General features: G+C 66.8%; 20 protein-coding genes and 1 pseudogene. 11 read left to right on the forward strand and 10 right to left on the reverse strand.

Annotated elements, in window-relative coordinates:
- The first annotated feature begins 14 nt into the window (after positions 1 to 14).
- The 5 genes from QTI51_RS23030 (at position 15) to QTI51_RS38955 (ending at position 4862) form a co-directional block, all read left to right on the forward strand.
- Positions 15 to 815 (forward strand): protein NO VEIN domain-containing protein, encoded by an 801-nt coding sequence (locus tag QTI51_RS23030; protein WP_286516165.1) that lies wholly within the window; start codon positions 15 to 17, stop codon positions 813 to 815.
- Positions 812 to 1831 (forward strand): DNA-methyltransferase, encoded by a 1020-nt coding sequence (locus QTI51_RS23035; protein WP_286516164.1) that lies wholly within the window; start codon positions 812 to 814, stop codon positions 1829 to 1831. The genes QTI51_RS23030 and QTI51_RS23035 overlap by 4 nt, the downstream gene beginning before the upstream one ends.
- Before the next feature lie 558 nt (positions 1832 to 2389).
- Positions 2390 to 2650: a DUF3606 domain-containing protein gene (locus QTI51_RS23045; RefSeq protein WP_286516163.1), complete on the forward strand. Its 261-nt coding sequence runs from the start codon at positions 2390 to 2392 to the stop codon at positions 2648 to 2650.
- Positions 2651 to 3151: 501 nt separating this feature from the next.
- Complete coding sequence (locus tag QTI51_RS23050; protein ID WP_286516162.1) at positions 3152 to 4411, forward strand: DUF2252 family protein; 1260 nt, start codon at positions 3152 to 3154, stop codon at positions 4409 to 4411.
- Positions 4412 to 4658: 247 nt separating this feature from the next.
- Positions 4659 to 4862 (forward strand): hypothetical protein, encoded by a 204-nt coding sequence (locus tag QTI51_RS38955; protein WP_353506549.1) that lies wholly within the window; start codon positions 4659 to 4661, stop codon positions 4860 to 4862.
- Between the two features lie 26 nt (positions 4863 to 4888).
- Here QTI51_RS38955 and QTI51_RS23060 read toward each other — a convergent pair whose 3' ends face one another.
- Complete coding sequence (locus QTI51_RS23060; RefSeq protein WP_286516161.1) at positions 4889 to 5458, reverse strand: PHP domain-containing protein; 570 nt, start codon at positions 5456 to 5458, stop codon at positions 4889 to 4891.
- A 182-nt stretch (positions 5459 to 5640) separates the two neighbouring features.
- Here QTI51_RS23060 and QTI51_RS23065 point away from each other — a divergent pair, with 182 nt between their 5' ends.
- Positions 5641 to 5847, forward strand: a complete 207-nt coding sequence (locus QTI51_RS23065) for a hypothetical protein (RefSeq protein WP_286516160.1) — start codon at positions 5641 to 5643, stop codon at positions 5845 to 5847.
- A gap of 403 nt (positions 5848 to 6250) precedes the next feature.
- Here the strand turns inward: QTI51_RS23065 and QTI51_RS23070 are convergent, their stop codons facing one another.
- Positions 6251 to 6574 (reverse strand): H-NS histone family protein, encoded by a 324-nt coding sequence (locus QTI51_RS23070; protein WP_286516159.1) that lies wholly within the window; start codon positions 6572 to 6574, stop codon positions 6251 to 6253.
- 281 nt (positions 6575 to 6855) lie between these two features.
- Positions 6856 to 7275: a helix-turn-helix domain-containing protein gene (locus tag QTI51_RS23075; protein ID WP_286516158.1), complete on the reverse strand. Its 420-nt coding sequence runs from the start codon at positions 7273 to 7275 to the stop codon at positions 6856 to 6858.
- A gap of 156 nt (positions 7276 to 7431) precedes the next feature.
- Between QTI51_RS23075 and QTI51_RS23080 the strand changes: the two genes are divergently transcribed.
- Both QTI51_RS23080 and QTI51_RS23085 read left to right on the forward strand, forming a co-directional pair.
- The gene (locus tag QTI51_RS23080; protein WP_286516157.1) at positions 7432 to 7719 is read left to right on the forward strand and encodes a hypothetical protein; all 288 of its coding nucleotides are present in this window, start codon (positions 7432 to 7434) and stop codon (positions 7717 to 7719) included.
- A 675-nt stretch (positions 7720 to 8394) separates the two neighbouring features.
- A pseudogene (locus QTI51_RS23085) lies at positions 8395 to 9069 on the forward strand (ATP-binding protein); the annotation flags it as partial.
- 31 nt (positions 9070 to 9100) lie between these two features.
- Here QTI51_RS23085 and QTI51_RS23090 read toward each other — a convergent pair.
- From QTI51_RS23090 to tssJ, 7 genes are all read right to left on the reverse strand, one after another.
- A complete protein-coding gene (locus QTI51_RS23090) occupies positions 9101 to 11878 on the reverse strand; it encodes a hypothetical protein (protein ID WP_132748920.1) in 2778 nt (925 codons plus the stop codon).
- 155 nt (positions 11879 to 12033) lie between these two features.
- Entirely contained in the window at positions 12034 to 14154 is a 2121-nt protein-coding gene (locus QTI51_RS23095) for a serine/threonine protein kinase (protein ID WP_116911572.1), read from the reverse strand.
- A gap of 49 nt (positions 14155 to 14203) precedes the next feature.
- Positions 14204 to 14917, reverse strand: coding sequence for a type VI secretion system-associated protein TagF (gene tagF, locus QTI51_RS23100; RefSeq protein WP_116911573.1), 714 nt, complete (start codon positions 14915 to 14917; stop codon positions 14204 to 14206).
- A 151-nt stretch (positions 14918 to 15068) separates the two neighbouring features.
- Complete coding sequence (gene tssM, locus QTI51_RS23105) at positions 15069 to 18761, reverse strand: type VI secretion system membrane subunit TssM (protein ID WP_116911574.1); 3693 nt, start codon at positions 18759 to 18761, stop codon at positions 15069 to 15071.
- Positions 18761 to 20176, reverse strand: coding sequence for a DotU family type VI secretion system protein (locus tag QTI51_RS23110; RefSeq protein WP_116911575.1), 1416 nt, complete (start codon positions 20174 to 20176; stop codon positions 18761 to 18763). The genes tssM and QTI51_RS23110 overlap by 1 nt, the downstream gene beginning before the upstream one ends.
- A gap of 8 nt (positions 20177 to 20184) precedes the next feature.
- Positions 20185 to 21564, reverse strand: coding sequence for a type VI secretion system baseplate subunit TssK (tssK, locus tag QTI51_RS23115; protein WP_116911576.1), 1380 nt, complete (start codon positions 21562 to 21564; stop codon positions 20185 to 20187).
- Between the two features lie 194 nt (positions 21565 to 21758).
- On the reverse strand, positions 21759 to 22277 hold the full coding sequence (tssJ, locus tag QTI51_RS23120; RefSeq protein ID WP_116911577.1) for a type VI secretion system lipoprotein TssJ: 519 nt from the start codon (positions 22275 to 22277) through the stop codon (positions 21759 to 21761).
- 130 nt (positions 22278 to 22407) lie between these two features.
- Between tssJ and QTI51_RS23125 the strand changes: the two genes are divergently transcribed.
- The 3 genes from QTI51_RS23125 to QTI51_RS23135 all read left to right on the forward strand — a co-directional run bounded on the left by QTI51_RS23125 (position 22408) and on the right by QTI51_RS23135 (position 25943).
- A complete protein-coding gene (locus QTI51_RS23125) occupies positions 22408 to 22818 on the forward strand; it encodes a TssQ family T6SS-associated lipoprotein (protein ID WP_116911578.1) in 411 nt (136 codons plus the stop codon).
- 121 nt (positions 22819 to 22939) lie between these two features.
- Positions 22940 to 25081 (forward strand): type VI secretion system-associated FHA domain protein TagH, encoded by a 2142-nt coding sequence (gene tagH, locus QTI51_RS23130; protein ID WP_116911579.1) that lies wholly within the window; start codon positions 22940 to 22942, stop codon positions 25079 to 25081.
- Positions 25074 to 25943 carry a PP2C family protein-serine/threonine phosphatase gene (locus tag QTI51_RS23135; protein ID WP_286516155.1) on the forward strand — a complete coding sequence of 290 codons (870 nt, stop codon included), beginning with the start codon at positions 25074 to 25076 and terminating at the stop codon, positions 25941 to 25943. Before tagH ends, QTI51_RS23135 begins: the two co-directional genes overlap by 8 nt.
- Positions 25944 to 25946: the final 3 nt, after the last annotated feature.

Here is a 25946-nt window from a genome sequence, read left to right on the forward strand (position 1 = left end):
GCACAGGTTGCGGCTTGGCTGCGACCTTCCGCCGCGGAGGGCTGGCGAGCGCTGAGCCGGCAGCTATTGGTGTTCCGAATGAATCGACGCAGACTGCTGTGGCGCGACTGAAGACCAGCTACGCCACCGGCGGCTTTGACTACGATGCAGCCGAGGCGATGGTCGCTATGCTGGGCGCGGCAAAGGGGACTGGCGCTAGTGCCTACCAGTTGCTCATCGAGCTCGAGGCGAACAATGGGCCCACCTGGCTGGCAGCTTTGCCCAGAGGACGGCAAGCGTTGCGCGATGCGCTGACAGTCGACGCAGGTGAGTGTTTCAGGCGGTCTGGAGCTTTTGACACCCCCCCTTCCCTTGAAATAGTCGGCTTCCTCGATCGCCTGGCGAGTACAGCCCGCGCCCACGCTAGCCTGCCGCTCGTCGAGTCGGGTCGACTGGCAGAACGCATGTCGTTCGAGCTGGAGGTGGCGCGCTGTGCTGAGATGCAAGGCGCGCCTGCTGTCGAGTGGATTGCCTTGGATGACAACTCGGCGGGCTATGACATCCTCTCAAGCCGGATGGTTGACGGCCGCCCGTACCGCAAGCTTATCGAGGTCAAGTCCTGCCGAGGCAAGCCGTTGCGAATGATCGTCACGCGCAACGAATGGAATACGGCCTGTCAGCAGCCAGACGGGTTTGTCTTTCATTTCTGGGACATGATCGCTAGCCAGTTGCATGAGCTGTCGTGGGGCGATCTGGAGCCGCACATGCCTCGGGATCAGGGAACTGGCCGCTGGGACAGTGCGACGCTGATCCTAGCCTGGTTGCACGGGAATTGACGCAGATCTATGATCTCAGCGAAGTGGAGAGATCTGTGAGCAAAAGCGATAGCGAAAAAGCCGAGGTGGCGACGTACAAGTCCGTGAAGGGCGTCAAGGACTGGTTGGCCAGGCCTCACGGCGCCCCCTCGGCCGTGATTTTTGAAGGTGCGTGCGAGAAGCTACTGGCCGGGCTCGTCGATTCTTCTGTCGACCTGATCGTGTCGTCGCCCCCTTACTGCATGGGCAAGGCGTACGAAAGCCGCCAAGACAACCTTGAGGATTTCATCTCAAACCACGAGAAGATACTCCCCGAGGTCTGCCGCATCCTGAAGCCAGGCGGCAGCTTGTGCTGGCAAGTGGGATTTCATGTCTTGGACGGGGTTACGACGCCGCTCGATTTCCTTGTCTACGACATCATGAGCAAGATCAGCGGCATGAAGTTGCGCAACCGGATCGCATGGACATTCGGCCATGGCTTGCATTGCCAGACGCGCTTTAGTGGCCGCTACGAGACCGTACTTTGGTACACCAAGGGTGACGAGTACAACTTCGACCTCGATGCCATTCGGGTGCCCCAAAAGTACCCTGGAAAGCAGCACTCGAACGGCCCGAAGAAGGGCCAGCCCAGCGGCAACCCCTTGGGCAAGAACCCGAGCGATGTGTGGGACATTCCCAACGTAAACGCCAACCACCTGGAGAAGACGGAGCACCCATGCCAGTTCCCGGTCGGTCTGGTTCAGCGGCTGGTGCGTGCGCTCAGCAAGGAAGGGGACGTCGTGCTTGACCCCTTCTGTGGGGTAGCGTCGGCCGGCGTCGCCGCCCTCTTCGAGAAGCGTCATTTCATCGGCGCGGAACTCGATGCGGAATACGCCAAGCTTGGTGTTGAGCGACTGCGCGCCACCATCAAGGGCGAGGTGCGCTTCCGCCCGGCGGACAGGGCCATCGCCGAACCAAACCCAAACTCGATTGTGGGACGGCGGCCAGCTGGTTTCGCAACCAACAACGACTTGGGTGAGGAGTTGCTGGTGGTCTAGCAAAGCGGCGCTCCGGCATTGATCGCAACCTGTGTTGGCCCCCCTTCTTGGCTGGCGGCAGCCCAACTCGTCAAGCACCACGTGCCCGCGTAGATCAGCAGGTGTGGGGTGTTGCCGGCCACAGGCCTTCTCCCGCTCGAGCGTGTGACTGGCTTCATGGTCGAGGAAAGGCGCACCCGCCGATGATGATGCTCGATGGCTTCCACGCCCAGTGCCGTCTTGGTGAGGACTTGCTCGTGCCCGGCCCGCCCACGTGCACCTTGCTTGCGAGTGCTTCACGGGGCGCGAAGGACGTATGACGCCAGCAGTGCCATCGAGGGATGGCCATTTTTTTGGTTCTAGCCGCGAAACTTCTTCGAGTCCGGCACCAATATCTCGTGGAGCAGTGCGAGAAACAGAGGGGTTAGGTCGGCAACGGCCGCACGACCACGCCCAAGTCGCACCTGGACGCCTAGACGACCTGCTGCTTAAGAACGAGTTCCGTGCTACCGCCGCCCATGCCGATGTCCGAAGGTCGAGCCTTCTTATCATCCGTGCTCGATCACGACCTAAAAAGCCATGAGCACCGATTTCGAAAATCTTCCTGACCGTATAGACGTTGAAAACTCGGCACACCTTCAGCTTTGGGCTACGGCATTTGGCTGCAGGCAAGAACATATTCGGACCGCTGTGAATGCATGTGGCCCGGACGTGGCGGTAGTGCGTCAATTCATCAGAGGCGCTCAAGCGGCCCGCGGCCACATGAAGCAGCACATGCAGACCCATGAGATGGCCGCAGCAGCTATTGCGCGTGGCAAGTCGGGTACCAGGGGCCTGTAGTGAGAGCCGCTGAGCCGCTCGAGCTATAGGCACTGCCACCGCCCTTGGCGAAGGTCGTGGAGCTAAATGCGAGGACAGCGCCATGCGGAATGTGGCACCGCACACTGACGTGCGCTCCTACAAACTGCATCGCAGCTGCAGCTACATTTAACGTTTGGTTTTGCATTCACACCTCGTCGAAGACAAAAAAGTTATTTGGGACAACCTGATTCCGACGCTAGAGGCGCTTTCAGACATGACGCCAACGTGGAGAAGGATCGACCACGTCAATATCCGACCGCCGTGAGATTCCCGCCAGGCAATCGCGTCCGCTTGTGGCTCCGGCGCTGACGCGACATTGGACTTTCTCTGCGCGCGTCGGTGTTCATCCTTCTTCCCAGTTCCACGCCGGGGACCTAAGCATTGTGGGGGCTGACGCCGACCACGACGGAGGCGTGAGGAGCCGCTCGAATTCGCACAACGCCGAGCGGTGTTTGCCTGCATCATCGTGGTGACGAGGTGATGAAACTTGAGCGCTTACTTCAAGGCCTTATGCATAACACTAAGAAGCGGCTTTCGAGGTTTCCGGTACCCCATCCCGAGACCCGTCAACCTGCGCTTTCCGCGGCGCGCAATCTCAAAATGGCGCGCTCCGCGCACGCCTACGTCCGCGGCAACACGCTGCGCTTTTACGAGTGGCTTGACTCTGTCGCGCCGGCGTCCCTGCCAGACGGTCCGCCGATCTGGATCTGTGGCGACTGCCATATAGGCAATTTGGGGCCGGTGGCCAATTCCGAAGGCGAGCTAGCGATCGAGATTCGTGATTTCGACCAGACCGTCATCGGTAATCCTGCACACGATATCGTACGGCTTGCGCTGTCACTGGCTTCGGCTGCTCGAGGATCTGATTTGCCGGGTGTGATTACTGCGCGGATGATCGAGCAGGTTGTGGCGGGTTATACCGACGCCTTTGCTCCCAAGCGAGCACTTTTGACTCTGCGGCCACCCGCTGCGATCAGCCGAAGCCTCACGCAAGCGCGCAATCGAACGTGGCGGCATTTGGCAGCGGAGCGATTGGGCGGCGAGACCATGGCTATCCCACATGGGCCTCGGTTTTGGCCGGTGGCGCAAATTGAGCGAGACGACATTTCTCAATTGGTCTTGTCTCGCGACGTGCGACAGCTGGTGACCGGGCTGCACCACAGGCGGGACGATGCCAAGGTCGTGATGCTGGACACCGCCTATTGGATGAAGGGCTGCAGTTCGCTCGGGAGACTACGGTATGCCGTGTTGATGGAGGTGGGCAAGGCCGTCGCGCGGGGCCGCGACTTCTGTCTTCTAGACATCAAGGAGGCGATCAAAGCCTTGGCGCCTCATGAGAGCTATGCTCATCGGATGCCAGACGAAAACGGTGCCCGCGTCGTTGCAGGAGCTCAGGCAATGTCGCCGTTCCTAGGAACGCGCATGAGGACAGGGCAAATCGGCCGACGTTCAGTTTTTGTGCGGGAATTGCTCCCTCAAGATATGAAGCTGGAGTTTGAGCAGTTGAGCTCCGACGAGGCAACCCAAGTGGCCTATTTCTTGGCACGAACAGTAGGAATCGCACACGCCCGCCAGATGGACAGCGCGACCCGACGAGCTTGGCGATCAACGCTGACGCAAAATCACTCGAAGGTCATTGATGCGCCGCCGTGGCTGTGGTCCAGCGTCGTTGATCTTGTCGCCTCCCATGAACGCGGCTATTTAGACCACTGCCGGCGATACGCGCTGGAGGCAGCGTAGCCAGCCCGGCCAGAGGTGGAGCTGCCCTTGTCAGAGACAAACGCCGGTCATTCTCGCGCGCTATCGCGCGCCTTGAAGCGCGCGCTCGGATGCATTTTGATGCGATCAAACCTGGTTGTCGTCGACGAAGCAGCCCCGTGCAAAGCGTTCTGTGAGCGGTCTCACTATGTCGTATTCGGCTTCGCCGAGTTTGCGACGGCTTTGTATTGGCACCTCTTTCATTCGAATGCCAGCAAGGGCTGCATCGGTGGCTCTCAACCGGTCACAGCCCATCTTCAAGTTTTTCCGCCAGCACGCGCAGCTCCCGAATGTCGGCATGAAAGCATTGCACACCTTCCGCTTGGCGCTGGAGAGCGGCGCGAACATCCTCGGGCAGGTTTTGGTCGAGCGCCGTGCGGTATCGTGCAACTGCCGCCTCTTCACCACGCTCACAAGCCTCAAGGATCGATAGTGCCTCATCAACAGCAGCTCGCGCGCCTAGCCGGTGAAAGGCCTTTCGTCATGCGAAGCAACGATCTCGCAGATGCACCGCGCGTGCCGAGTCAGGATGGGACTCGCGATGATTCCCAATTTTCTCGCACGCGCCGACGAAGGCTTAGTCGAAGTAACCGATGCGGCGTCTACCTCGAAGCGTGATATCTGGCGCGTTGTCCATCCTGACGTTCGGCCCTCGCCGCGCGTCATACTGATAGCACATCGAGTCGCCGAGTTGGTTCGAAAACTCGCTGGGCTTAGCTTGACGGCGATCTCGTAGCCGCCCATGGCCAAGGTGCCATACCTGCGGCGGTCCTGCGCGAGCAGGACCAGCCGCGCGAAGGGCGCGCCCCCCGCGGTTGTCAGCTGCAGTTCGCTGCCGACGATGAAGTGAATCCCCCGCTCACGAGCCTCGATGTGGGCACGGACGACGCCGGAAAGCGTCGCTTCGTCGGTGAGTGCCAAGCTGCTGTATCGCTTCTCGGCCGCGCGTGCGACCAATTTTTCCGGTAGGGACGCGCCCTGGACGAAAGTGAAACTGGACCGGCATGCAACTCCGCGTACGCCGGGCATCAGGCGGAATACTGTTTTTTTTTACAGTAACTTCCTGGGCAAAACTTGGACACAGGAACTAATTAACGCAATGCGCGGTTCCTCCCCAAGATGTGACCACCGCCTTCACTTGAACGCAACTATCGTCTACGATTTGGGGGGACACGATAGTGAACAAGAGGCGGCAGACTGCGGAACAGCTGATGGATGCGCTGCTTGACCTGGTGGCGAACGACTCTGCTCTTTTTTCTCAGATGACTGATCTGCGAAGAGCAAGCGTGAGACCGACTACCGAACACTTTGAAGGTGCGAACTGGACCGTTCGCAGCGATACAAACATCGACCAGTTTCGGCCTGAGATTGCTCGCGCCATCCGCGAGCTCCAAGCCAGATTCGACCTGGCCGATTAGGTTGCATGACTGCGACCACGCCGTGGGTTTGATGCGCTGCAGCCGACGGCTTTTACGGTCGACTGCACCAATCCGTAAGGTCGAAGCCTTGAAGAACCTTTGCGATCTAACGCCGAGCCAGCGCCGCCCCGCCTACCGGCAGCTGCCTGGCCATATCGTCAACCCCTTGTAGGGAGAACTGAGTGGCAGAAAACGAAGTGGCACGAAGCGAGCAACTTGACCTCGCGGACCAATACCTGGCGAAGGTGAAAACTTCCATTTCAGCACTGAGCCAGACAGAGTACCTTCCGAAAGAGGTGTTGGAGGCCCTGGGATATCTAACGAGCGCAAGCGACTGCTTGAGCACTGTGCTGCGGCAGTTTTATCCTCAGCTCTCCAAATAGTCGGCACGTCCGAATCCAGTTCAAACGCGAAATTCGTCGAGCGTCTTGCCGGAGGCCATTGCGTCGCGCAACCAGAGCGGGCGACGGCCGCGGCCCGTCCATTTGTTGCCCTTGCCGTCGCTGTACACGAGTGTCTGCGTTGTCGAGGCGCCCTTTGGTCGCAGATTTCCTTTACGCGCTGTCGAAGCGCCTCTGCCGAACAACATTTGTGGCGTGATGGCGTACCGAGCGATGTTCTCCCTCATCTCACGCAACACTTGGGCGACGGCGCGCTGGCGTAATTGGTGTACCTCCTGTTCCAGGTCGGCAATGCGGTGCTGAAGCTGCTCATACGTTTCTGCCATGGCGATTCCGTTCGTTGCCTTCCGATCAAGCCGCCATCAGGCCGCCAGCCTATATTGATACTAGGGCCTGAACCTGTCGTCCAAGATCGCCTTAAGCTCGTCCAGCGTGCGTCCCTCTGGGGTCAGCCAAGCGCTCGCGTCTTTCGGCCGCAATGGAATGATGCAACGGTCGTGCCCTGCGATCGCCACCTCACGGCGATAGCGCTGGACGACCTCCTGGCTAGACCATATGAACACATCGCAGTACTGCGTGCCACGAAGTCGTCAGGTGGTCAGTCGCTTCAAATTTGGGCCTTACTGAGAGAGCGAACTCCTGCAAGGATTTCCAGCTGCGCCGCGCGCGGCCTAGCCTTTCCTTGCTCCCAGTGATAAATCGTCTGCCCGGAAACGCCAACAAGTTCACCGTAGCTTGCGGCCGAGATGCCGAGCTTTTCGCGATGTGCTGCCAGCCTCGCTGCACTGAAACGACGCTTCGTGCTTTCGGTAGCAGCACCGCCTGCCTCGGCTCCTGCAACGGCGGGCTGCACACCCTTCGAAAGGCGGCGCAGTTCGTTTTCGAGCAAGGCTACTTGACGTCGAAGTTCAGCGATGCCAGAGCGATAGGCTGCCGAAGACTTTTTGAGGCTATCAATCTCTGCGCGCACTTCTTTGCGAGCGACTCGTGAGATTTCCGCCTTGAGGGTAGCGACGAGATTTGACATGAATCGATTGTGCCCTGCTCAGTTCGTCTGAATTCTAGGCAACATGCGACCTAGTAGCGAACCGTCGCTTGCGAAGGAATAGGTATATGGTCGTTCCACTTTTCCTCGCGCCAATCATCATTCCCGGTGCCACGCTTGACGAAGCTGGGGCAGATCATGGACGGCAAGATTATTTGTCTCGGGGAGGACCGGCAATGGTGCTATGCCATCGAAGACATCTGTGAAGTTGACGGTGTTGTTTCTGTATCCGCAGCGATCTATCTTCTAGGCGCGCAGCGTTGTCGCCTAGTGATGAGCCATCCTGCGGGAGATCGCGAAAAGCTGGTGGAGGCGATGCAGCTGAAGTGTGTAGAGTGGATCGACATTGCGAGCCTGACGGCCGCGCAATTCGACACTGGCACGGCTGGCGCTGAGTCCCGACTTCTTACCCGCACACCAATTTAAATTGCTCGAACTTATCGCGATTGCAGCGAACCAGCGGAATAAGTTTCGGCTTCGCAAGGTTGTGCGCTTTCACGGGCCGCCACGATGACCAACAAGAGAGAAATTCGACTCGCTTGGAAACCGGAGGTCGTCCACTGGGCGGATGTATTCGACTTCAGCGATGAGTGGAGCGAATGACTTCCGAGGCCTTGGCCTCGATGAAGCTCTTGGTTGCCACTGCGAACCAAATCTACGGCCCCGGCACGCATTGGATGGAGATGCGGGATGTGTCTAGCCGACATTCCACCGAACCGTAACCGTGCCAGCCGGCCCGGTGCGGCCCTCGACCCAATAGCGGACGGCGCTATGACTTCGGGCCGTTTCTATCATCGCGGCGATGTTGCATCGCGTGGCCGAGTCGTCGGCCATCCAAGCGGTCCGCACCACATGGTCATCAGCTTGACCACTCAAGAATTCGGTGCAGAGTCGGAGTTCATTGGCCATATATTTTTCAGCGAACTGGGTGTTGGGTGGTCAGCCGAGGAAACGAGACGAGTTTGGATTCAGTTTCCCTTGATCGGGTTTCGCTCCGTCGTCTTACTCGTTATAAACCGTACGGCAGGAGGGGGCAGCTCACACCGCCACCAGATTCGCGTTTAGTGGCAGTAGGTTTGAGTCCATTCGCAGTTTTCGACGTTGCTTACAGGCGGCTCGCCGCCGCGGCCCGGGGAAATCTCCAGGGCGCACCACGGCGTGCTGTTTCTCGACGAGTTCCCCGAGTTCGCCCGCTCCGCCCTCGAGGCGCTGCGCGAGCCGCTGGAGACCGGCACCATCACCATCTCGCGTGCCGCGCACAGCGCGGAGTTTCCGGCGCGCTTCCAGCTGGTGGCCGCCATGAACCCTTGCCCCTGCGGCTACCTGGGTTCCAGCCTGAAGAGCTGCCGCTGCACGCCCGCGCAGATTTCCCGCTACCAGGGAAAGCTCAGCGGCCCGCTGCTGGACCGCATCGACCTGCACATCGAGGTGCCGGCCGTGTCCGCGCAGCTGCTGCTCGACGCGCCGCCGGGCGAGTCGACCGACAGCATCCGCGCGCGCGTGGTCGTGGCGCGCGAGCGCGCGACGCGGCGCCAGGGGCACGCCAACCAGGCGCTGCAGGGCGGCGCCATCGACAAGCACGCCGCGCTGGACGACACCGCGCGCAAGTTCATGTTCAACGCCGCGAACAAGCTGGGCTGGTCGGCGCGCAGCACGCACCGGGCGCTGAAGGTGGCGCGCACGATCGCCGACCTGGCCGGGGCCGACACGGTGCAGCCGGCGCATGTGGCCGAGGCGGTGCAGTACCGGCGGGCGCTGAGCCGCGGGCCGGCCTGAAGGCCCGGAACGCGTTCGCCCCGCACGCCCTTCACCGAACCAGCGAATCGATCCACCGCGCCACCAGCACCTGCTCCTGGTCGAAGTAGTGCGTGTGCGCGCCGGTGCCCAGGCACACGTCGTGTTCGGCGGTCGTCATCGCCGTGGTGGCGGGCGACGGCGCGTACAGCGGCGGTTCGGTCCACAGCCAGCGCCCCACGTAGTCGCCGGTGGCATACGCGTTCACCCAGCGCACCACGCCCACGTCGCCCGCCTGCGCCGTCGACACCCATTCGTACAGGCGCGGAAAGCGCGCCATATAGAGCTGGCGCAGCGGGCAGCCCGCGGTGAACAGGTCGACCTTGCCTTCCAGCTGCGACCACAGCCGGACCACGCGGTCGTCCGGGCTGGTGCGCGCCAGCCAGCGGGCGCGGTGCTGCAGGTAGCGCAGCAGCTCCGCCGAGATCACCGTGCCCTGGCTGTGCGCCACGATCAGCACGCGGTCGTAGCCCTGCGCGGCGATGCTCTCCAGCAGCGCCACGTAGCGCGAGAAGATGCGCGCGCGCGGAATGGCATGGCGCGGGAACTCGCGAAAGTGGTTGTCCACGTCCAGCGCCACGTCCAGCGGCAGGCGCAGCCACGGCACGTAGCGCGACAGCACGCCGCCGAAGGCAGACAGCGCCGCGGCGGCGGTGGCCGCGCTGAGCACCAGCGGCTTGAGCACCAGCGCCGACAGCTCGCCCACCTCGCGCGCCGCCGCGCCCACCCAGCCGTCGGGCGCCACGCCCAGGCGCGCCAGCGCCAGCAGCACGCCCACGCCGCAGGCCATGAGCACGCTGGCCATGGTCAGCCCGGTCACGAAGCCGTCGAGCCGCCGGTAGCCGCCGGTGAGCCAGCGGCCCAGCGTGAGCGAGGTGCCCACGGTCTTCTTCACCTCGGCGAGCACGCTGGGCACCAGCACCACCACGAGGTACGCCGCCAGCGCCAGCGTGAGGCCCGCGGCCAGCGCGAAGGTCTCGGTGCTGCGCTGGTAGCGCAGGTGCAGAAAGCTGGCGCCGTCCACGAAGCACATCAGCCCGCTCTTGAAGACCAGCGGGTCGTAGTCGATGCGCGCCGCGCCGAACTCCACGAAGGTGGTCAGCAGCGCCCAGATGGCCATGGCCATCGCGACGAAGGACGCGATCGAGACGAACAGGCCCAGCCGCCCGGTGGCCACGCTGGCGCGCGCGGGCTGGCCGTCGCGCGCAGCCCACTGGCCGACGAAGGCCCAGGCAATCAGCAGCCCACCCGCCAGCAGCCACCAGATGACGATGCCCAGCAGCAGGTACTCCACCGTGCGCAGGCCGGCGCGCACCCAGTCGGCCAGTTCTCCCGTGCCGTTCCCGGCGATGGACGCCATGCCCACGTGCACCAGCAGCGTGGCCGCCATCGCGCACAGGAACACCAGCCCCGCCGCGCGCATGGCCGGAAAGCGCGTGTCGGCCACGCGCAGGGCGTAGTTGAAGACCACCCCCAGCAGCGCCAGCCAGCTCAGGCCGATGAGCCAGTGCGCCCACGGCGCCGGCACCAGGCACAGCAGCACGGCCGCCACCATGGCCAGCACCACCGCCGCGCCGCGCCCGGCGGGCCGCGCCACGTGCAGGTAGCAGCAGCCCCACGCGGCCAGCGCCGGCAGCAGCAGCGCCAGCACGATGTGCAGCGCCCGCGCGTGCGGCGCGGCCAGGCCCAGCCCGGCCACCACCAGCCCCGCCAGCAGCAGTTGCAGGAACAGGTTGGCCAGCACGCCGGAAAACGCCCAGTCGAGCGCCATCTGCAGCTTGGCCAGCGCGCTCCACGCGAAGGCGCGCGTGCTCTTGTGCCGCGCGGCGTACAGGCTCGCGCGGTCGACCGCGTCGCGCCCCAGCTGCGACAGGCGGAACACCATGGTGAACAGCTCGGTGACGATGCGCGGCAGCACGCCCGAGAGCCGCGACAGGTCGGCCCAGTACATCTCGTGCACGTCCACGTGCTGGGTGGTGACGCCCTGGCCGCCCTGGCCGCCCTGGCCGCTGGCCACGGCCTGCCTGCCCTGGCCGCTAGGCACGGCCTCGTGCCGGACCATGCGGATGCGCGTGGCCTCGTAGGCCTCGTGGCCGGCGCCCTGCCACTTGAACAGCAGGTAGTCGCTGAAGGCGATGCCGGGATCGGCGGACATGAGGCGCGCGGGGGCGGACAGCAGCTTGCCGGGGGCGGCGGTGCCGGCCTTGGTGGTGGTGGCGCTGGTCAAGCCTGGTGCGACTGTCGCGGCTTTTGCCGCTGGCGCGGCTGGCGCGGCTGGCGTTCCCCCGTCAGGCACCGCGCGAGCGGTGCTCCAGTTGTCGCGCAGGAAGTCGGAGCGCACCGACTGGCGCAGCGCCTTGCCCAGCGATGGCGCGGGCGGCGTCGCGGCACCGGTGGCGTTCGGCGGCGGATCGCGCGGCGCCACGCGCTTGCGTTCCGCGCCCTGTCCCTGTGCATTCGAGCCGCTCTCGACCATCGACAGCAGCGGCGGCACCGCCACGATGTAGCTGTCGCAGTCGCCGCGGCTGTAGCGCGCTTTCGGGGCGCCGGCATTCACCATCAGCGAGGCGATCGCGCGGGCCGTGTCGCCGAGCTTCTGGTCCGCCACGCCGTGGATGGCGACGATGGCGACGCGTTCGGCGCGTGGCGTGCCGGACGGAGGCGACTGAGCTGGCGCAGGCGACTGAGCCGGCGCAGACGGCGCGAAAGCAGCAGGCGGCGCAGATGCACCAGTCGGCTCGGGCTGTTCAGGCTTTCGAAGCGTGTCGGGAGGTTCGGCCGGTGCGCTCATGGCGTGCTCGTCGCGGGGCTCCTTCGGGGAGACGCATTGTTCTCCCCGGGGGCCGCGCGGCGCCATCCCGCAAACGCTGGATGCGGAGGCCTAGCGCTTAAGGCCTATGAGGGCCTCGTCCAGGCGCTGTGACGGGCCACGGCCGCCGTGGCTACCTACTTGAACTCGTGGCTCACCACCGGCGCCGACTTGCTGTCCTGCACCGTCACGCGCTGGCGGAACACTTCCAGGTCGCCGTTGCGCACTTCGATGTTGTAGATGCCCGGGCGCAGCGGCAGCGACTTCAGCGGCGGGCTCACGCCGCGGTCCGCGCCGTCGACGAACACCTGGCCCCACGGGCGGATGTTGAAACTCACGCGCCCCATGCCCGGCGCCGCCGCAGCGCCGGCTGCGGCACCGGCCGCCGGCGTGCCGGGCGGCACGGCGGTGCCGTCGGCCACCACGGTCGGCGGCGAGACGCGGTTGATCTCGGCGATGGCGTTGCGTGCCTCGCGCGCATGCAGGCCGCGGCGGTAGCGGCGCAGGTAGGCCTCGTAGCCCTCGCGCGTGTTCTCGGCCTGCGCCAGGTTCCAGTCCTCGGCCTCGGCGGTGGCCAGCGCGGCATCGGGCGGGATGGTGGTCGGCGGTGGCGTGACGGGCACGTTGTCGAGCGGGGTCAGCGGGCCGGTGGAAGGGGTTGCGGGCGTTGCGGCAGGCGTGGTGGGCGTCGCGCTGGCTACCGTGGTGCCGCCTGCGGTGCTGCCCGCAGTGCTTCCAGCGACAGGTGCCGGCACGCCATCGGTGGCCGAAGGCGCCCCCGACGCGGCAGGCGCCGCGCTGCCCGCCGGCATGGCGGCCGGCGGCGATGCGGTGTTCGACATCGGCGCGCCGGGCGGCGGCACCGGCACCATGGCGGTCGAGGTCTCCTGCTTGGTCGCGGTCAGGCGCAGGCCGATCCAGCTGCCCACGGCCACCAGCGCGACCACCAGGCCGCCGACCAGCAGCCACGACAGGCCCGACGACTTCTTCCTGGCGACGGGACGCGCGTCACCGGCATGGCGCGGCGAAGCGGACGCCGCCTTTCCCTTGGCCGATGCCTTCACCACCTTGGGCTCCGCAGCGCCACCCATCGCCGCCGCGGGCGGCGTCGCGAAGCTGGGCGCGCCCGTCGGCTCCAGCGGCACCGGCGCGGAAGCGGGCGCGAACTGTTGCGGCGCAAGCTCCGGCGGCGGCGGTGCCGACGGCACCGGCGCGGCCGCGATGATCACCGTCGGCGCGGCCATGCCGTTCACATAGATGTCGCCCAGCCGGGTCAGCCCCAGCTCGGCGGCAAAGGCGGCCACGGTCTGCGTGCGGTCCTTGCTGTGCACGGCCAACGTGTGGTCCACGGCCGCGCAGAAGGCCGGGCTCAGGTCGGCGCGGCCCAGCGACGACAGCGGCACGAAGGCGTCCTGCACGCTGCGCACCACGGCCGAGGGCGGCGGGTTGCCGGTCACGGCGCGGTACAGCACGGCGCCCAGCGCGTACAGGTCGGTCCACGGGCCCTGCAGCAGCGTGTTGTCGTCGGCGTACTGCTCGATGGGCGAGTAGCCCGACTTCACCATCACCGCCACCTCGTCGACCAGGTCGGCAATCGATTTGCGCGCGGCGCCGAAGTCGAGCAGCACCGGCAGGTCGTCCTGCTGGATGAAGATGTTGTCCGGCGCGATGTCGCGGTGGAAGCACTGGCTGCGGTGCAGCGTTTCCAGCGCGCCCAGCAGCGGCCCGAGCATGCCCAGCAGCCAGGTCTCGGTGACCTTGCCCGGCTCGGCCTCGGCCAGACGGCGCAAGGTGCGGCCCTTGTAGAGCTGGATCGCCATGTAGGCGGTGGAGTTCGACTCCCAGAAGCGATGCACCCGCACCAGCGCCGGGTGGCTGAACTGCGCAAGCGTGCGCGCCTCGTTGATGAAGCTGCGCAGGCCGGCCTCGAAGGTGGCGGTGAGCCGCTCGGAGCGCACGTGCACGCTGTTGTCGCCCACGCGGCGCGCGAGCATCGAAGGCATGTATTCCTTGATGGCCACCTCGCGCTGCAGCGAGTGGTCGTACGCGCGGTAGACGATGCCGAAGCCGCCCTCGCCGATCACCTCGAGCAGCTCGAACTCGTCGAGCCGGTGGCCCACGCCGAGCGGGTGCGGCCTCTCCTGCGAGTCGTGCGGGTCGTGCGGGTCGTGCGGGTCGTGCGTGTCTTGCGTGCTTCGTGGGTGGGCCGGCGGGCTGTCCAGGGCCGTGCCCGTACCGGTGCCGTGTGGGGTCGTCATGCGCTTTCTCCTCCTGCGGGGCCGTGGCTCTCGTGGCTCGTTCGACGTGTCATGCCCATGGCACATGCCCCTGCGAAAACAATTTCGAAAACAGCGGTGTGTTGAGTCCCCCGCCATGGGCGGCGGTGCGCAACGGCGACCCGTCGGCCTGGTTGGTCCACCAGTAGCTGGTGCTGCCGAAGGGGTCGAAACACAGTGGAAGCTCGGGCCAGCCCAGGCGCTGCTGGGCGCTCTCGCCAGCGGCTGTAGGCCCGAGGATGGAGAGGATGTCGTCCGAGCCGCCGCTGGCCGTGTGAAAGCCCGCGCGGCCCGCAGCCAGCACCTGGGCGTCGAACTGGTCGGGCGCCACGCCGTGGCGAATGGCCTGCAGCAGCGCGTTGCCGCATTGCCAGTACCAGGCGGCCGAGCCCTCCAGCACCGACGGCCGATAGTTGCGCGCAGCCACCTGCAGCGTGACGCACACCGGGTAGTAGCGGCCCACGCGGTCGCAGCTGGGCGCGATGCAGCCGAACTGCACGGCGTCCACGCCCTGCGTGGCGGGAATCGCGAAGTTCCACACCGGCGCCACCGCGTAGTGCCGCGTCATGGCGTCGGGCCAGCGCTTGAAGCTGCCCAGGCCGTTCTGCATCCATCGGTCCCACCAGGCCTGCAGCTCGCGCGGCATGCGGCGGTAGAGAAAATCGCCCGCGCCGGGCAGCTTGCCGTACCAGCCGACCTGCTCGTCGACCGGGACCCAGGCGTGCGGGGGAATGCCGCTGTTCATGCAAGCCCCCCGCGTTGCTCCTTCCCCCTCTGGGGGAAGGCTGGGATGGGGGCAGGCAGGGCGCTCGATGGACACGCCGCCTGCCCCCACCCCGGCCATCCCCCAGCGGGGGAGGGAGAAAGACTCAGCGAGGAATAGACGAGGTTCATGCCTACGACTTCCCCGGGCACGAAAAGCTCGTCATCTGCGGCAGCCGCAGCGGGTTGTAGACGCTGTTCGCCGTCACCGCCAGCACCACCTTCTTGCCCTGCAAATCGAAGGTCGCGTTGAACGACTCCGGCGACTTGCCTGCCGAGATCGAGGCCTTGTCGAACAAGCGGTGCAGCGCCCACGGGCCTTCGGTGACGATGCCGCCGGCCGGCGTGCCGTTGGCCGTGGTCACCTGCAGGCGCACTTGGTTGCTGTTGCGCGGGCCCGGCCACTTCACCGTGGCGGGCGCCTGCGGGCCGTGCGCGTAGCGCACCGTCTGGCCGTCGATGTCGAGCGTGAACTGCGTGAGCGCGGCGTCCATGTCCTCGGGGCGGATGTCGAGCGTGAACGACGGCGTGCGCCCGCCCGCCATGCCCGAGAAGAACACGTCGCGGATCGCCTGCGCCTTCTGGAACGAATCGAGGTAGCCCGAGCGACCCGAGGCGCTGCCGTCCACACCACGCTTGAAGGCCCACGGGTTCACAGAGGTGTCGACCTGGGTGATGAGGTTCTTCTGGAAGAAGTCGTCCATCATCCCGCCCGGCGCGAACAGCTGCGCGAAGTCGCCCGAGGCCACGTCGCGGCTGGAGCCGCGCGAGAACGGGTAGCGCCCCGCGATCGCCTGGTTGCAGAACGAGCCGATGCTCGCCGCCGCGCTCTGCCCGATGTTCTGCCGCGTCACCGCCGCCGCCTTCGAAGACGCCGTGGCCGACAGGTCGTTCAGCATGCCCTGGAAGGGCACCGGCAAGCGCCCCGCCTCCGCCTGCACCTTCGTGACCGCGTCGCTCGACGGCGGAATGTTGCCGCTGCGCAGCGCGCTGTCGGTCGCGGTAAGAAAGGTGTAGAGCTCGTTGATGAGCGCGGCCGTCGCGTCGATGGGGGCCTGCCCGCCCTGCTTGGGCGCGGTGACCATGCGGCGCAGCGGCTCGAAGTGGTTGTCCACCAGCGACTCGGGCCGGTCGAGCTGCGTGTTGCGCCGCTGGCTGCCGTCGGGCTGGCCGATGAGCTGCTCGATGCGCTCGCGCGTGGTCTGCACCCGGTTCTGCGCCTGGTCGAGCAGGCTGCGCGCGGCCTCGTCGTGGTTGCGCAGCAGGTCGGTCTCGCGCGCGGCGCCGCGGATGATGCGCGACATGGGCGACTCCGCCGTCGACAGCACGCGCGTCATCTGGATGCTCTGCAGCAGCGAGCGGCTGTCGGCCAGCCGGATGTCCACCAGGTACTCGTCCCACACCCTGATGTAGTCGGTGAGGTACAGCCTGCGCACTTCGCGCAGCAGCAGCTCGCGCGAGGTGATGTCGGCGATGCCCGGCGCGCGAATCTGCAGCACCCAGCGGTCTTCCTGCTCCAGCGACAGCGTGGTCTCGGCGATGCGCTTGTCGAAGATGTCCCAGTAGCCGCGGTAGGTGAACAGCGTGGAGATGCCGTCGGTCAGCGGCTTGCCGCTGGCCCGCCGAATCACCAGCGCCGACTCGGCCCCGCCGGCTTCCGCGATGGAGAAGGCATTGGGCGCGCTGGTCTGCAGAAGAATGCGCCGCAGCCGCGCATACGAGCGCTGCGCCAGCGGCACGCCCGCCAGGCGCTCGCGCGTCTGCATCACCAGCCGCTCGTCCTTGGCGAAGGGCGACGTCAGCACCCGCCCCGCGAACAGCGCCTTCAGGTGCGACTCGAGGTTGGTGCGCTGCTCGCGCGTGAGCGACGCACCGATCTTGCGATCGACGTCGCTCAGCAGCCAGGCCTGCAGGAAGTCGGCGTCGTAGCGCTCCGCGTCGAACAGCATCAGGTAGGCCTTGAGCGCCTCGTAGCTGTATTCAGCGTCGGTCTTCGAGGCGTCGCGCAGCGACTGCTCGATGCGCTGCGCCGCCTGCGGCAGCAGCACCGTTTCCAGCGCGCGCTGGTACACGCCGTCGGTGGCGGCCTGCAGCTTCTCGCCCTGGTACAGGCCGAAGCGGTACGACACGGGCGGATCGCCGATGTCGAACTGGTTCGACCTGGGCAGGTCGCGCAGCCTGTCGAGGATGAGCAGCGAGCTCGCGATGTCGCCGCTGGAGTCGACCACCGTGGGCAGCTCGCCGCGCGCCGCGGCCTTGTTGAAGGCCTTGGCATTGCCGTCGACCTCGGCCACGTAGTCTTTGTTGTTGCGCCAGCTGTTCACGCAGGCGCCCAGCAGCAGCACCAGCAGCACGCCGATCACGCTGTAGCCGGCAATGTCGATGGCCCGCTTGCGCCGGTACCAGCGCAGGTTGGTGCCGGCCACGCCCGCGTCGCGGAAGATCACCTGCTGCAGCAGCTCTTTCAGGAAGTAGCTCTTGCCCGGACCCGGCGGCGGCGCCGGCGGCGCGTTGACCTGCAGGTAGCGCTTGATGGCGCCCATGACGCGGTCGAAGGCCGTGCCCTCTTGCGTGCCGCTGGTGAAGTACACGCCGCGCAGCATCGACGCGGCCTCGAACTTCGAGGGGTTGAACACGTCGGCCAGGAAGGTGCCCAGGATGTCCTCGAAGCTCGCGAACTGCTGCGGCAGCAGGTAGGCCTGCGCGCGGCGCATCGGGTCGGACTCGGCCGCCAGCAGCTCGGGCAGGCGCTCGTCCAGGCGCTGGTGCAGCAGCTTGTATTCCTGGTGGAAGCGCTCGCGCAGGTCGCCGCTGCCCAGCGGGGCCGCGCCGTTGCCTGCCTTGTTCGCTTTGCTCGTTTTTCCGGCCTTGTTCGCCGGGTTGCCCTGGATCGGAAAGGTGAAGCCCCACACCTGCTGGCGCTCGGCGCGCCCCAGCGAGCCGAAGTACTCGTTGAAGCCGGCCAGCAGGTCGGTCTTGGTGACCAGCACGTACACCGGAAAGTCGATGCCCAGGTCGTTGCGCAGCTCCAGCAGCCGCTTGCGCAGCGCCATGGCGTGGCGCGCGCGCTGCGCGTCGTCGGCCAGCGGAAGGTCGGCAATGCTGATGGTGAGGATGGCGCCGTTGATCGGCTGGCGCGGACGAAACTTCTTCAGCAGCTCGATGAAGCCCTTCCACTCGCCCTCGTCGGTCTCGCGGTTGCTCTCGTGCGTGGTGTAGCGGCCCGCGGTGTCGATCAGCACCGCCTCGTTGGTGAACCACCAGTCGCAGTTGCGCGTGCCGCCGATGCCGCGCACCGCGGCCTTGCCGAGCTGGTCGGCCAGCGGAAAGTCGAGGTCGGAGTTCACCAGCGCGGTGGTCTTGCCCGAGCCCGGCGCGCCGATGAAGATGTACCAGGGCAGCTGGTACAGGTACTGCCGGTCGAACAGCGAGAAGCGGCCCTGCCCCTTGCCCTGGCCATCGGCGCCCTCGCCGAAGCGCATGTTCTTCAGGATGGCCGTGGCGTCGGTGAAGCCGCTTTGCAGCTCCTTGATCTCGGGCGCGTCCTCGGGCCTGGCCTCTTTTTCTTTCTTCGACGGTGTGCGCAGCTGGTTGAGCAGCTGCGCGTTCAGGCGGCGCTCGCGCCACTTGCGGTAGACCACCCGCGCGAGCCAGATCGCGAACATCAGCACGATGACCACGATGCGCACGATCTCGTCTTCGAGCGGGCGATAGCGCCCCACGGCAATGGCCGGGCCAATGACCCAGATCAGGAAGGCCACCGCCACCAGGCCCAGGAACACCCACAGGTCGCGGCTGATGAGGAAACGGAAGATGGCGCGCAGCATCAGCGGGCACCTCCGGCGGGTTGCACGGGCAAGGCAGCGGGAGCCGGCACGCCGCCGGTGCCGCCGACAGGCGCCACCAGCAGCGTCACTTCCACGCGCCGGTTGCGCGCGCGGTTGGCCGCCGAGTCGTTGGGCGCCAGCGGGTCGGCGTCGCCGCGGCCTTCGGCGCGCAGGCGTTCGGGCCGTGCGATGCGCTGCGAGATCATCTTCTTCACCGCGTCGGCGCGGGCCTGCGAGAGTTGCCAGTTGGAGGGAAAGCGCACGCTGCGAATCGGCTGGTCGTCGCTGAAGCCGCTGACCAGCACGTTGCCTTCCACCGCGTTGAGCGCATCGGCCACGCGCGCCAGCACCGGCGCATAGCGGTCGAGCACGCGGTCGGAGCCCGAGGCGAACAGGCCGTCGCCGCGCAGCACCACCACGCTGCGGTCGGCCTCGTCGCGCACCGTGAGCAGGCCGTCGCGAATCTCGGGTTCCAGAAAGCGCTGCAGCCGCGGCTGCGGCGCGGGCATGACCACCGCGCGCGCAGCCTGCGGCAGCCGCACGGCGTTCACCGCCGCGAACGCGCCGTCGGAGGTGCCCGCCAGGTTGAAGGTGAGCAGCGCAAAGGCCAGCACCAGTAGCACCGCCGCCACCGCGCCCACGGCCCACACCGGCAGCCAGTTGCGCGTGCGGCGCACCGGCGCGCTGGCGTCCTGCCAATGGGGCGACAGCGGCACCGCAATTTCGCCGCGCGTCTGCCGAATGATTTGCAGCAGCCGCTGCTTGAGCGTCTCGAGCTGCGTGCGGCCGTTGTCGATGACGCGAAAGCGCCCCTCGAAACCCATGGCCAGGCAGAAGTAGATGAGCTCGATCAGGTGCAGGTGCTGCTGCGGGTTCTGCACCAGGCGGGACAGCAGCTGGAAGAACTTCTCGCCGCCCCAGGTCTCGTTGTGGAACATGACCAGCAGGCTCTGCGACGACCAGATGCTGCCGCCCCAGGGCGTGAGCGCCGCCGCCTCGTCGACCGCCGTGCACAGGCAGTAGCGCGCGCCGATGATCACCTCGGGCGCGATGCCCGCTTGCTGCGCGCGCGTCTCGAAGCGGCGCACCTCGTCCACCAGGTGCTCGCGCAGCTGCGCGGGCGCCGGGTGGTGGCCGGTGGCGCGAATCTGCGGAATCAGGTCGAGCAGCGGGTTGGCCGCGGCCACCAGCGGGTTGTTGCCGGCGATGGCGGTGTCGCCCGCGTGCGGGCGGCGCGCGTCGTGCCAGGCGGTGAAGGACTCGGGCTGCGCGCCGAGGCCGCGCGGCGAAGCGCTGTCGCCTGTGCCGTTCCCCAAGCCGCCACCCATGTTGTTGCCCGTGCTGTTACCCATGGCGCCGCCGCCCGGGTTCGGCGGCACGAACCCGCCCGGCCCCACGGCCATGTCGTTGTTCATAGGCTCCCTCACGGACGGATCGCCCAGAACTCCATGGCCAGACCCGGAAAGTCACCGGCCAGGTGCATCGCGACACCGCCCGACTTTTCGAGCTGGCGCCACATGTCGCCGCTCTTGTCGAGTTCGAAGTAGTGATAGCCCGCGTTGTACGGAATCTGCCGCGGCGCCACCGGCAGCGGCCGCACCACCACGCCGGGCAGCTGCAGTTGCACCAGGTCGCGAATGCGCTCGACCGAGCCGATCTTCACCTGCGTGGGGAAGCGCTGTTGGATGGCCTCGGCCGGCAAGTCTGCGTGCACCGCGAGCACGAAGCCCGCGTTGCGCACCAGCACCGGGTCGGGCATGCGGCCCACGCGCACGCCATGGCTGCGCTCTTCGAGCTCGATGGCGATGGCGCTCTGCTCCAGCACCGCCGAGAGCGAACGCCGCAGCTCTTCCATCAGCGGGCGAATGCTTTCGTTGAGGTTGTCGTGGTCGTACACCGGCCACACCACCGGGCGCCGCGTGGGCGAGGTGTGCGTGGCCAGGTGGCAGGCCAGCTTGAGCCAGTCGACGAACAGCGCCTCGGGGTGCACCTGCACCGCCTGCTGCGCATGCCAGGTGGTGGCGAGGTAGCGATTGACCAGCTCCAGCAGCAGAAAGTCGGACACCTCGCTCACGCCGCCGCGCCCCGGTTGCGACAGCCGCGAGGCCAGCGCCTCGGAGCGCTGCGTGAGCAGGCCGTGCAGCTCCGCGACCATGCTGCGCAGCATGGCGTGGGCCGAGGCGTCGAGCACCGGCGGTATGTAGTTGGCGTCGACCACCAGCTTGTGGTCGGTGCGCCGCTCGATCACGCGCACCGCGCCAATGGCCTGCCATTCGGCCGTGAGCGACGACGCGCGCGCCAGCCGCAGGCGCGGCGCCGCGAGCTGCAGCGTGGCCGGGCCCAGCGCCACGGCGTTGCCGTCGTTCACCTCGCGCTCGATCACGCCGAAGCGCGCGGCCGAGCCTTCTTCTTCCGCGAAGATGACCTCTTCGCTGCCGGGCCTGCGCAGCGGCAGCGCGAGCACGATGAGTTCGTCGGTGAGGTCCGGGGGCACTTCGTAGGGAAGCGGCGCGTCTTCGGCATTGAACGAGAACGGCGTGCCGTCGGGCAGCACGCCCGCGCCGCCGAGCAGCGACACGCGCCCCAGCGCGTAGGCGTCGCGGTCGATCTCCAGGTGCAGCCAGCCCCAGTAGGCGCCTTGCAGTCCGGCGGTGCGCCGGGTGACGTACTGCTCGACGTAGCGCTCCAGTTGCTGGAAGTGCTGCGGCCGCAGGTACATGCCTTCGGACCACACCACGCGATTTGCCAACGCCTGCGGATGAGCGCCATTTCTTGCGGCGCCCGGATTGCGGACTGTCACCAAGGAACCTCCTGAATCTGCTCAACGGAAACGGGAGATGCGTTGATGAACGACCTCCCGATCGATCTGCTTTTTTATGCGTCCGATGCTACACGGCGCGTCTTTCTTTTGGCCCGGCTTTTCATTCACCGGCACTCGCCTTCTTTCGCACTCTGTTCGCACTTTGTTCGTACTCAGGTGCTCTGGCGTTGGCAAAGTTAACGACTTGGTATCAGCTCGATGCCCGTCTTGCGGATGGCCACCTGCACGGCCTGCTCGCTCGGCGAGAACTGCCACACCTTGTACAGATTGGTTTGCTTGGGCTCCTTCAGCGGCAGCACGAGGCGCCAACGCGCGGCCTCCAGCTTGCGATAGCCCGCGATGATGCCGATGGCGCGCGAGTCGAGCGCGGCCTCGCGCTTGAACACGCGCTCTTCGCCGCTGCGCATGATGGCCTGGTCCGCGTTGACGAGCTCCGTCATGAGGGCCTCGCGGTCGCGGTCCTGCAGTGCGAAGTAGTCTGCCGTCTCGAAGTTACCGGAAGATTTCAGTTCGAAGACTTTGACGAGGATGGGAGCGGCCTGCCCGCGGCCGTCGGGGTTCACGCCCTCGTCGATCTTGATGGTCACTGCGTAGGGCGTGGGCATCGACTTGGCCGTCGATGCGCATCCCCCGACAAGGCCTGCAAACAAAGGTGTCGTTGCAAGTGCGCCTTGTAGCAAGGTTCTTCGATGCATTGAGATCTCCCCGGTATGGTCGCGACCTATATTATCGAAAGCATGCGCATTTACGATGGCGCATCGCGTGCTTGTCGCAACTCAGCGGCACACTATCTCGAACATTGCATTCAGCAGGTAGGAGAAAAGATTGAAGTCATGTCTGCCAGCTCTGGCGTTCACTCTTTCGATGGTCGCGGGTTGCACCACCCCGGCACCGCCCCCCGATCCCGCACCCCAACCCGAACGCCTGAGCCAGCAAGTTGCACGCACCACGCTCGAGCGCGCACAGCAGGCGTATGACGAAGGCGATTACGCCAAGGCCATCAGCACATTGAAGAGCGGCGGCGTGTCGGTGTTCGACGGCGCCGACGCCAACACGCGGCTCGACGCGATGAAGCTCGAAGCCTTCAGCTACTGCGTGGCGAACCAGATTCCCGAGTGCCGCACGCAGTTCCGCAAGATCCTCGATGCGTTTCCCACCTTCGATCTCAACGTGGCGGAGCGCAAGCACCCGGTGTGGGGTCCGGCGTTCGAGGCCGCGAAGCGAATGAAGCGCTGAGCAGGCGCCGCGCAAGCGGTGCGCAAGCGTCGAGCAAGAGAGTCAGGGAAAGCACATCGCGGCCGGCGCGCAACTGCTGCGCCACCGGCACCAGGCGATGCAAGACGAACAGGGAGATGCCATGCGTTGGACAGTGATCGAACATGCCGGCAGCCCGGTGACCGCGGGGCCCTCGGCATGGCTCGCGGCACCGGGGGGCACCATCGGCCGAAGCCCCGACAACCACCTCGTGCTGCCCGACGTGCAGCGCCAGATCTCGCGCCTGCAGGCCACGGTGCGCTTCGACGAGGACGGCGCCGCCGTGCTGCGCAACATGAGCGCGGTGCTGCCCATCGGCGTGAATGGGCGCACGCTGGCGCACGAACAGGAATCGCGCGTGGCCGATGGCGACCGCGTGACGATAGGCAGCTATGTGCTGGAGGCTGCGAGCGCGCAGCATGCGTCGGCTGCGCAGCTGACGGTGATGGTGGCGCCTGCGCCTCCTGCTGCGTTGCAACCTTCGATTCAACCGCCTGTGGCGCCATCGCAGCCGGCGTTCGCAGCACCCATTGCGGCCCCCCTCGCAGCACCTTTGCCGTCGAGCCCCATCGGCGACCTGTTGCCCGCGTCGTCCGGCAACGATGTGTTCGCCGACCTGTTCGGCGAAGGCGCGCTGCCCATCGGCGACGCGCAACCCGCGGCTGCAGTGCCACCGATGCGGCAGGCACCTGATGCGGTGGCTGCGCCGGTTGCACAGCCCATGCCTGCGCATGCGGCAACGCCCTCGCCGGCTGTGCATGCGCCAGCACATTCGCCGACATTTCCGACCACGCCTCCCGCCGCGTTCGTGCCCGCCCTTGCTTCCCTTGCCGCGCCCGCGCAGGCACCGGTGCAAGCGCCAGCGCCAACACCCGCCGCCGCGCCGCCGCGACAAAGCAGCAGCGCCGCCGCGTCGCAGATGCCTTCCGCGGCCGACTGGGACGCCATCCTCGCGAACGCACCGCGGCGCGTCGACAGCACGCCCGCGCCCATGCCCGACCCGATGGCGCACGAGCCCTTCGAGCTGCCGTCGCAGGCGCGCAGGAACCCGGTCGACCCGCTCGCGGAACTGAACCCGCACGCGGCCGACGACATGTCGAACATCGCGATGAAGCGCGGGGTCGATCCGCTCTCCTTCTTCGCGGCCGACGACAGCGCGCACTCGCCGCTGGCCGACCCGCGCCCCACCGCGCTCGCGCACCACGACACGCTGCTGCCGGGCGAGGCGCATCCCGCGCTCGACCTGCTGCACGACCCCAAGCCGGTGGCGCAGGGCTACAGCCATTCGAACCATGCGCGCGAGATGTCTGCGCAGTTCCGCCCGCCGATGCCGGTGACGAGGCCTGTGCCTTCGCCCGCGCACTCGCAAGAGTCCTTGCCCGCGCCCGCTCCCGTGGTGGCGCCGGTGAAGGTGGAAGCACCTCCGCCGCCTCCTCCTCCGCCTCCGGCACCACTGCCCCCTGCCCCTGCGCCCGTGGCGGCGGCTCCGGTCGTGCAGCCACCCGCGGCCATCGCGCCGCCTGACGTGGCCCAGATCGCTGCACCCGCTGCTGTACCCGCTGCTCTACCCGCTGCAGCCCCCGTCGAAGCACCACCGACAACGACACCGGCTGCAGCAGCCCCGACGCCTGCATCGTCCTCCTCCGAAGCCCTGTTCAAGGCCTTCCTCGAAGGCGCGGGCGTGCCCGAGCTGGCGGGCCAGCAGCCGATGGACCTCGAGGCCATGCAGCGGCTGGGCCGCATCATGCGGGCGTTCACCGACGGCACCATCGAGCTGCTGTCCTCGCGCGCCATGCTCAAGCGCGAGGTGCGCGCGGAGATCACCATGATCGTGGACGAGGAGAACAACCCGTTCAAGATCCTGCCCAACGGCCGCGCGGTGCTGATGCAGATGTTCGGCGCGCGCATGCCCGGCTTCCTGCCGCCCGAGGCCGCGGTGCACGACGCGCTCGGCGACCTGCAGTCGCACCAGCTCGGCATGGTTGCCGGCATGCGCGCCGCGCTGCTCACGCTGCTCAAGAGCTTCGACCCCGCGGTGCTGGCGCGCGACACGCCGCACGACGGCGGCCTGGGTGAGAAGCTGCTGCCCGGCGGGCGCGAGGCGCGCCTGTGGCGCCGGCTGCAGGCGCTGCACACCGAGACCACCGCGGCCGTGGAAGACGACTTCCAGGCCGTCTTCGGGCGGGCCTTCCAGCAGGCCTACGACAAGGAGATGGAACGGCTGAAGGAGGCCCGCCGTGGCTGAGAACGCGTCGAACCACCTGGCCCTGAACAGCGCCGTGGCGGGCACGGCGGCCGACACCGCGCGCTCCTTCGCGGTGCCGCTGTCGACCTCGCAGTTCTCCTGCGTGGGCGAGCGCAGCGGCAACCAGGACGCCATCGGCTACCACCTGGACGAGCGCAACGCCTGCTTCGTGGTGAGCGACGGCGTGGGCGGCAACGCGGGCGGCGAGCTGGCCTCGCGCATCGCGGTGGACACCGCGCTCGACACCTTCGTGGCGGCGCCCTCGCTGGCGGCCGACAACCTGCAGCGCTGCGTCAAGGCGGCCAACGACGCCATCCTGGCCAAGCAGCGCGAGCTGGCCGAGCAGAGCCGCATGAGCGCCACCTTCGTCTCGCTGTTCGTCGACCGTGCCACCAACCAGGCCTGCTGGGCCCACGTGGGCGACAGCCGGCTCTACTGGTTTCGCCGCGGCGCGCTCATGCAGCGCACCGAAGACCACAGCCTGTCGGAGCGCTCGGGCGACGCCGCCGCGAGCCAGAACCACGGCGGCGAACGCCTCGTGAAAACCAACCTGCTGTACCGCGCGCTGGGCGCGCGCGCCACGGCCGAGGCCACGCTCGCCTCGCCGCAGCGCCTGGCCGACGGCGACGCCTTCCTGCTGTGCACCGACGGGCTCTGGCAGCTCATTTCGCAGCAGGTGATGGAGCGCTCGCTGCAGCTGGCCGACAGCGCGGAAGAGTGGCTCGCGCTGCTGCGCCGCGCGGCCGAGGCCAAGGCCGACGAGTCGCGCGACAACTTCTCGGCGCTGGCGGTGTGGGTGGGGTTTCCGCAGCAGGTGACGCTGGCGGGAGCGGCCGCGCAGGAAGCGCGCCGAAGCGCCTAGCCC

The organism is Variovorax sp. J22G73, assembly GCF_030317035.1.
Classification (GTDB): Bacteria; Pseudomonadota; Gammaproteobacteria; order Burkholderiales; family Burkholderiaceae_C; genus Variovorax.

Coding starts and splice junctions, on each gene's coding strand:
- QTI51_RS23050 (WP_286516162.1), top strand. CDS start 3,152: ATGAAACTTGAGCGCTTACTTCAAGGCCTTATGCATAACACTAAGAAG.
- QTI51_RS23075 (WP_286516158.1), bottom strand. CDS start 7,275: ATGTCAAATCTCGTCGCTACCCTCAAGGCGGAAATCTCACGAGTCGCT.
- QTI51_RS23095 (WP_116911572.1), bottom strand. CDS start 14,154: ATGACGACCCCACACGGCACCGGTACGGGCACGGCCCTGGACAGCCCG.
- QTI51_RS23080 (WP_286516157.1), top strand. CDS start 7,432: ATGGACGGCAAGATTATTTGTCTCGGGGAGGACCGGCAATGGTGCTAT.
- QTI51_RS23045 (WP_286516163.1), top strand. CDS start 2,390: ATGAGCACCGATTTCGAAAATCTTCCTGACCGTATAGACGTTGAAAAC.
- tssJ (WP_116911577.1), bottom strand. CDS start 22,277: ATGCATCGAAGAACCTTGCTACAAGGCGCACTTGCAACGACACCTTTG.
- QTI51_RS23070 (WP_286516159.1), bottom strand. CDS start 6,574: ATGGCAGAAACGTATGAGCAGCTTCAGCACCGCATTGCCGACCTGGAA.
- QTI51_RS23060 (WP_286516161.1), bottom strand. CDS start 5,458: ATGCCCGGCGTACGCGGAGTTGCATGCCGGTCCAGTTTCACTTTCGTC.
- tagH (WP_116911579.1), top strand. CDS start 22,940: ATGCGTTGGACAGTGATCGAACATGCCGGCAGCCCGGTGACCGCGGGG.
- tagF (WP_116911573.1), bottom strand. CDS start 14,917: ATGAACAGCGGCATTCCCCCGCACGCCTGGGTCCCGGTCGACGAGCAG.
- QTI51_RS23065 (WP_286516160.1), top strand. CDS start 5,641: ATGGATGCGCTGCTTGACCTGGTGGCGAACGACTCTGCTCTTTTTTCT.
- QTI51_RS23110 (WP_116911575.1), bottom strand. CDS start 20,176: ATGAACAACGACATGGCCGTGGGGCCGGGCGGGTTCGTGCCGCCGAAC.
- QTI51_RS23090 (WP_132748920.1), bottom strand. CDS start 11,878: ATGAGCGCACCGGCCGAACCTCCCGACACGCTTCGAAAGCCTGAACAG.
- tssM (WP_116911574.1), bottom strand. CDS start 18,761: ATGCTGCGCGCCATCTTCCGTTTCCTCATCAGCCGCGACCTGTGGGTG.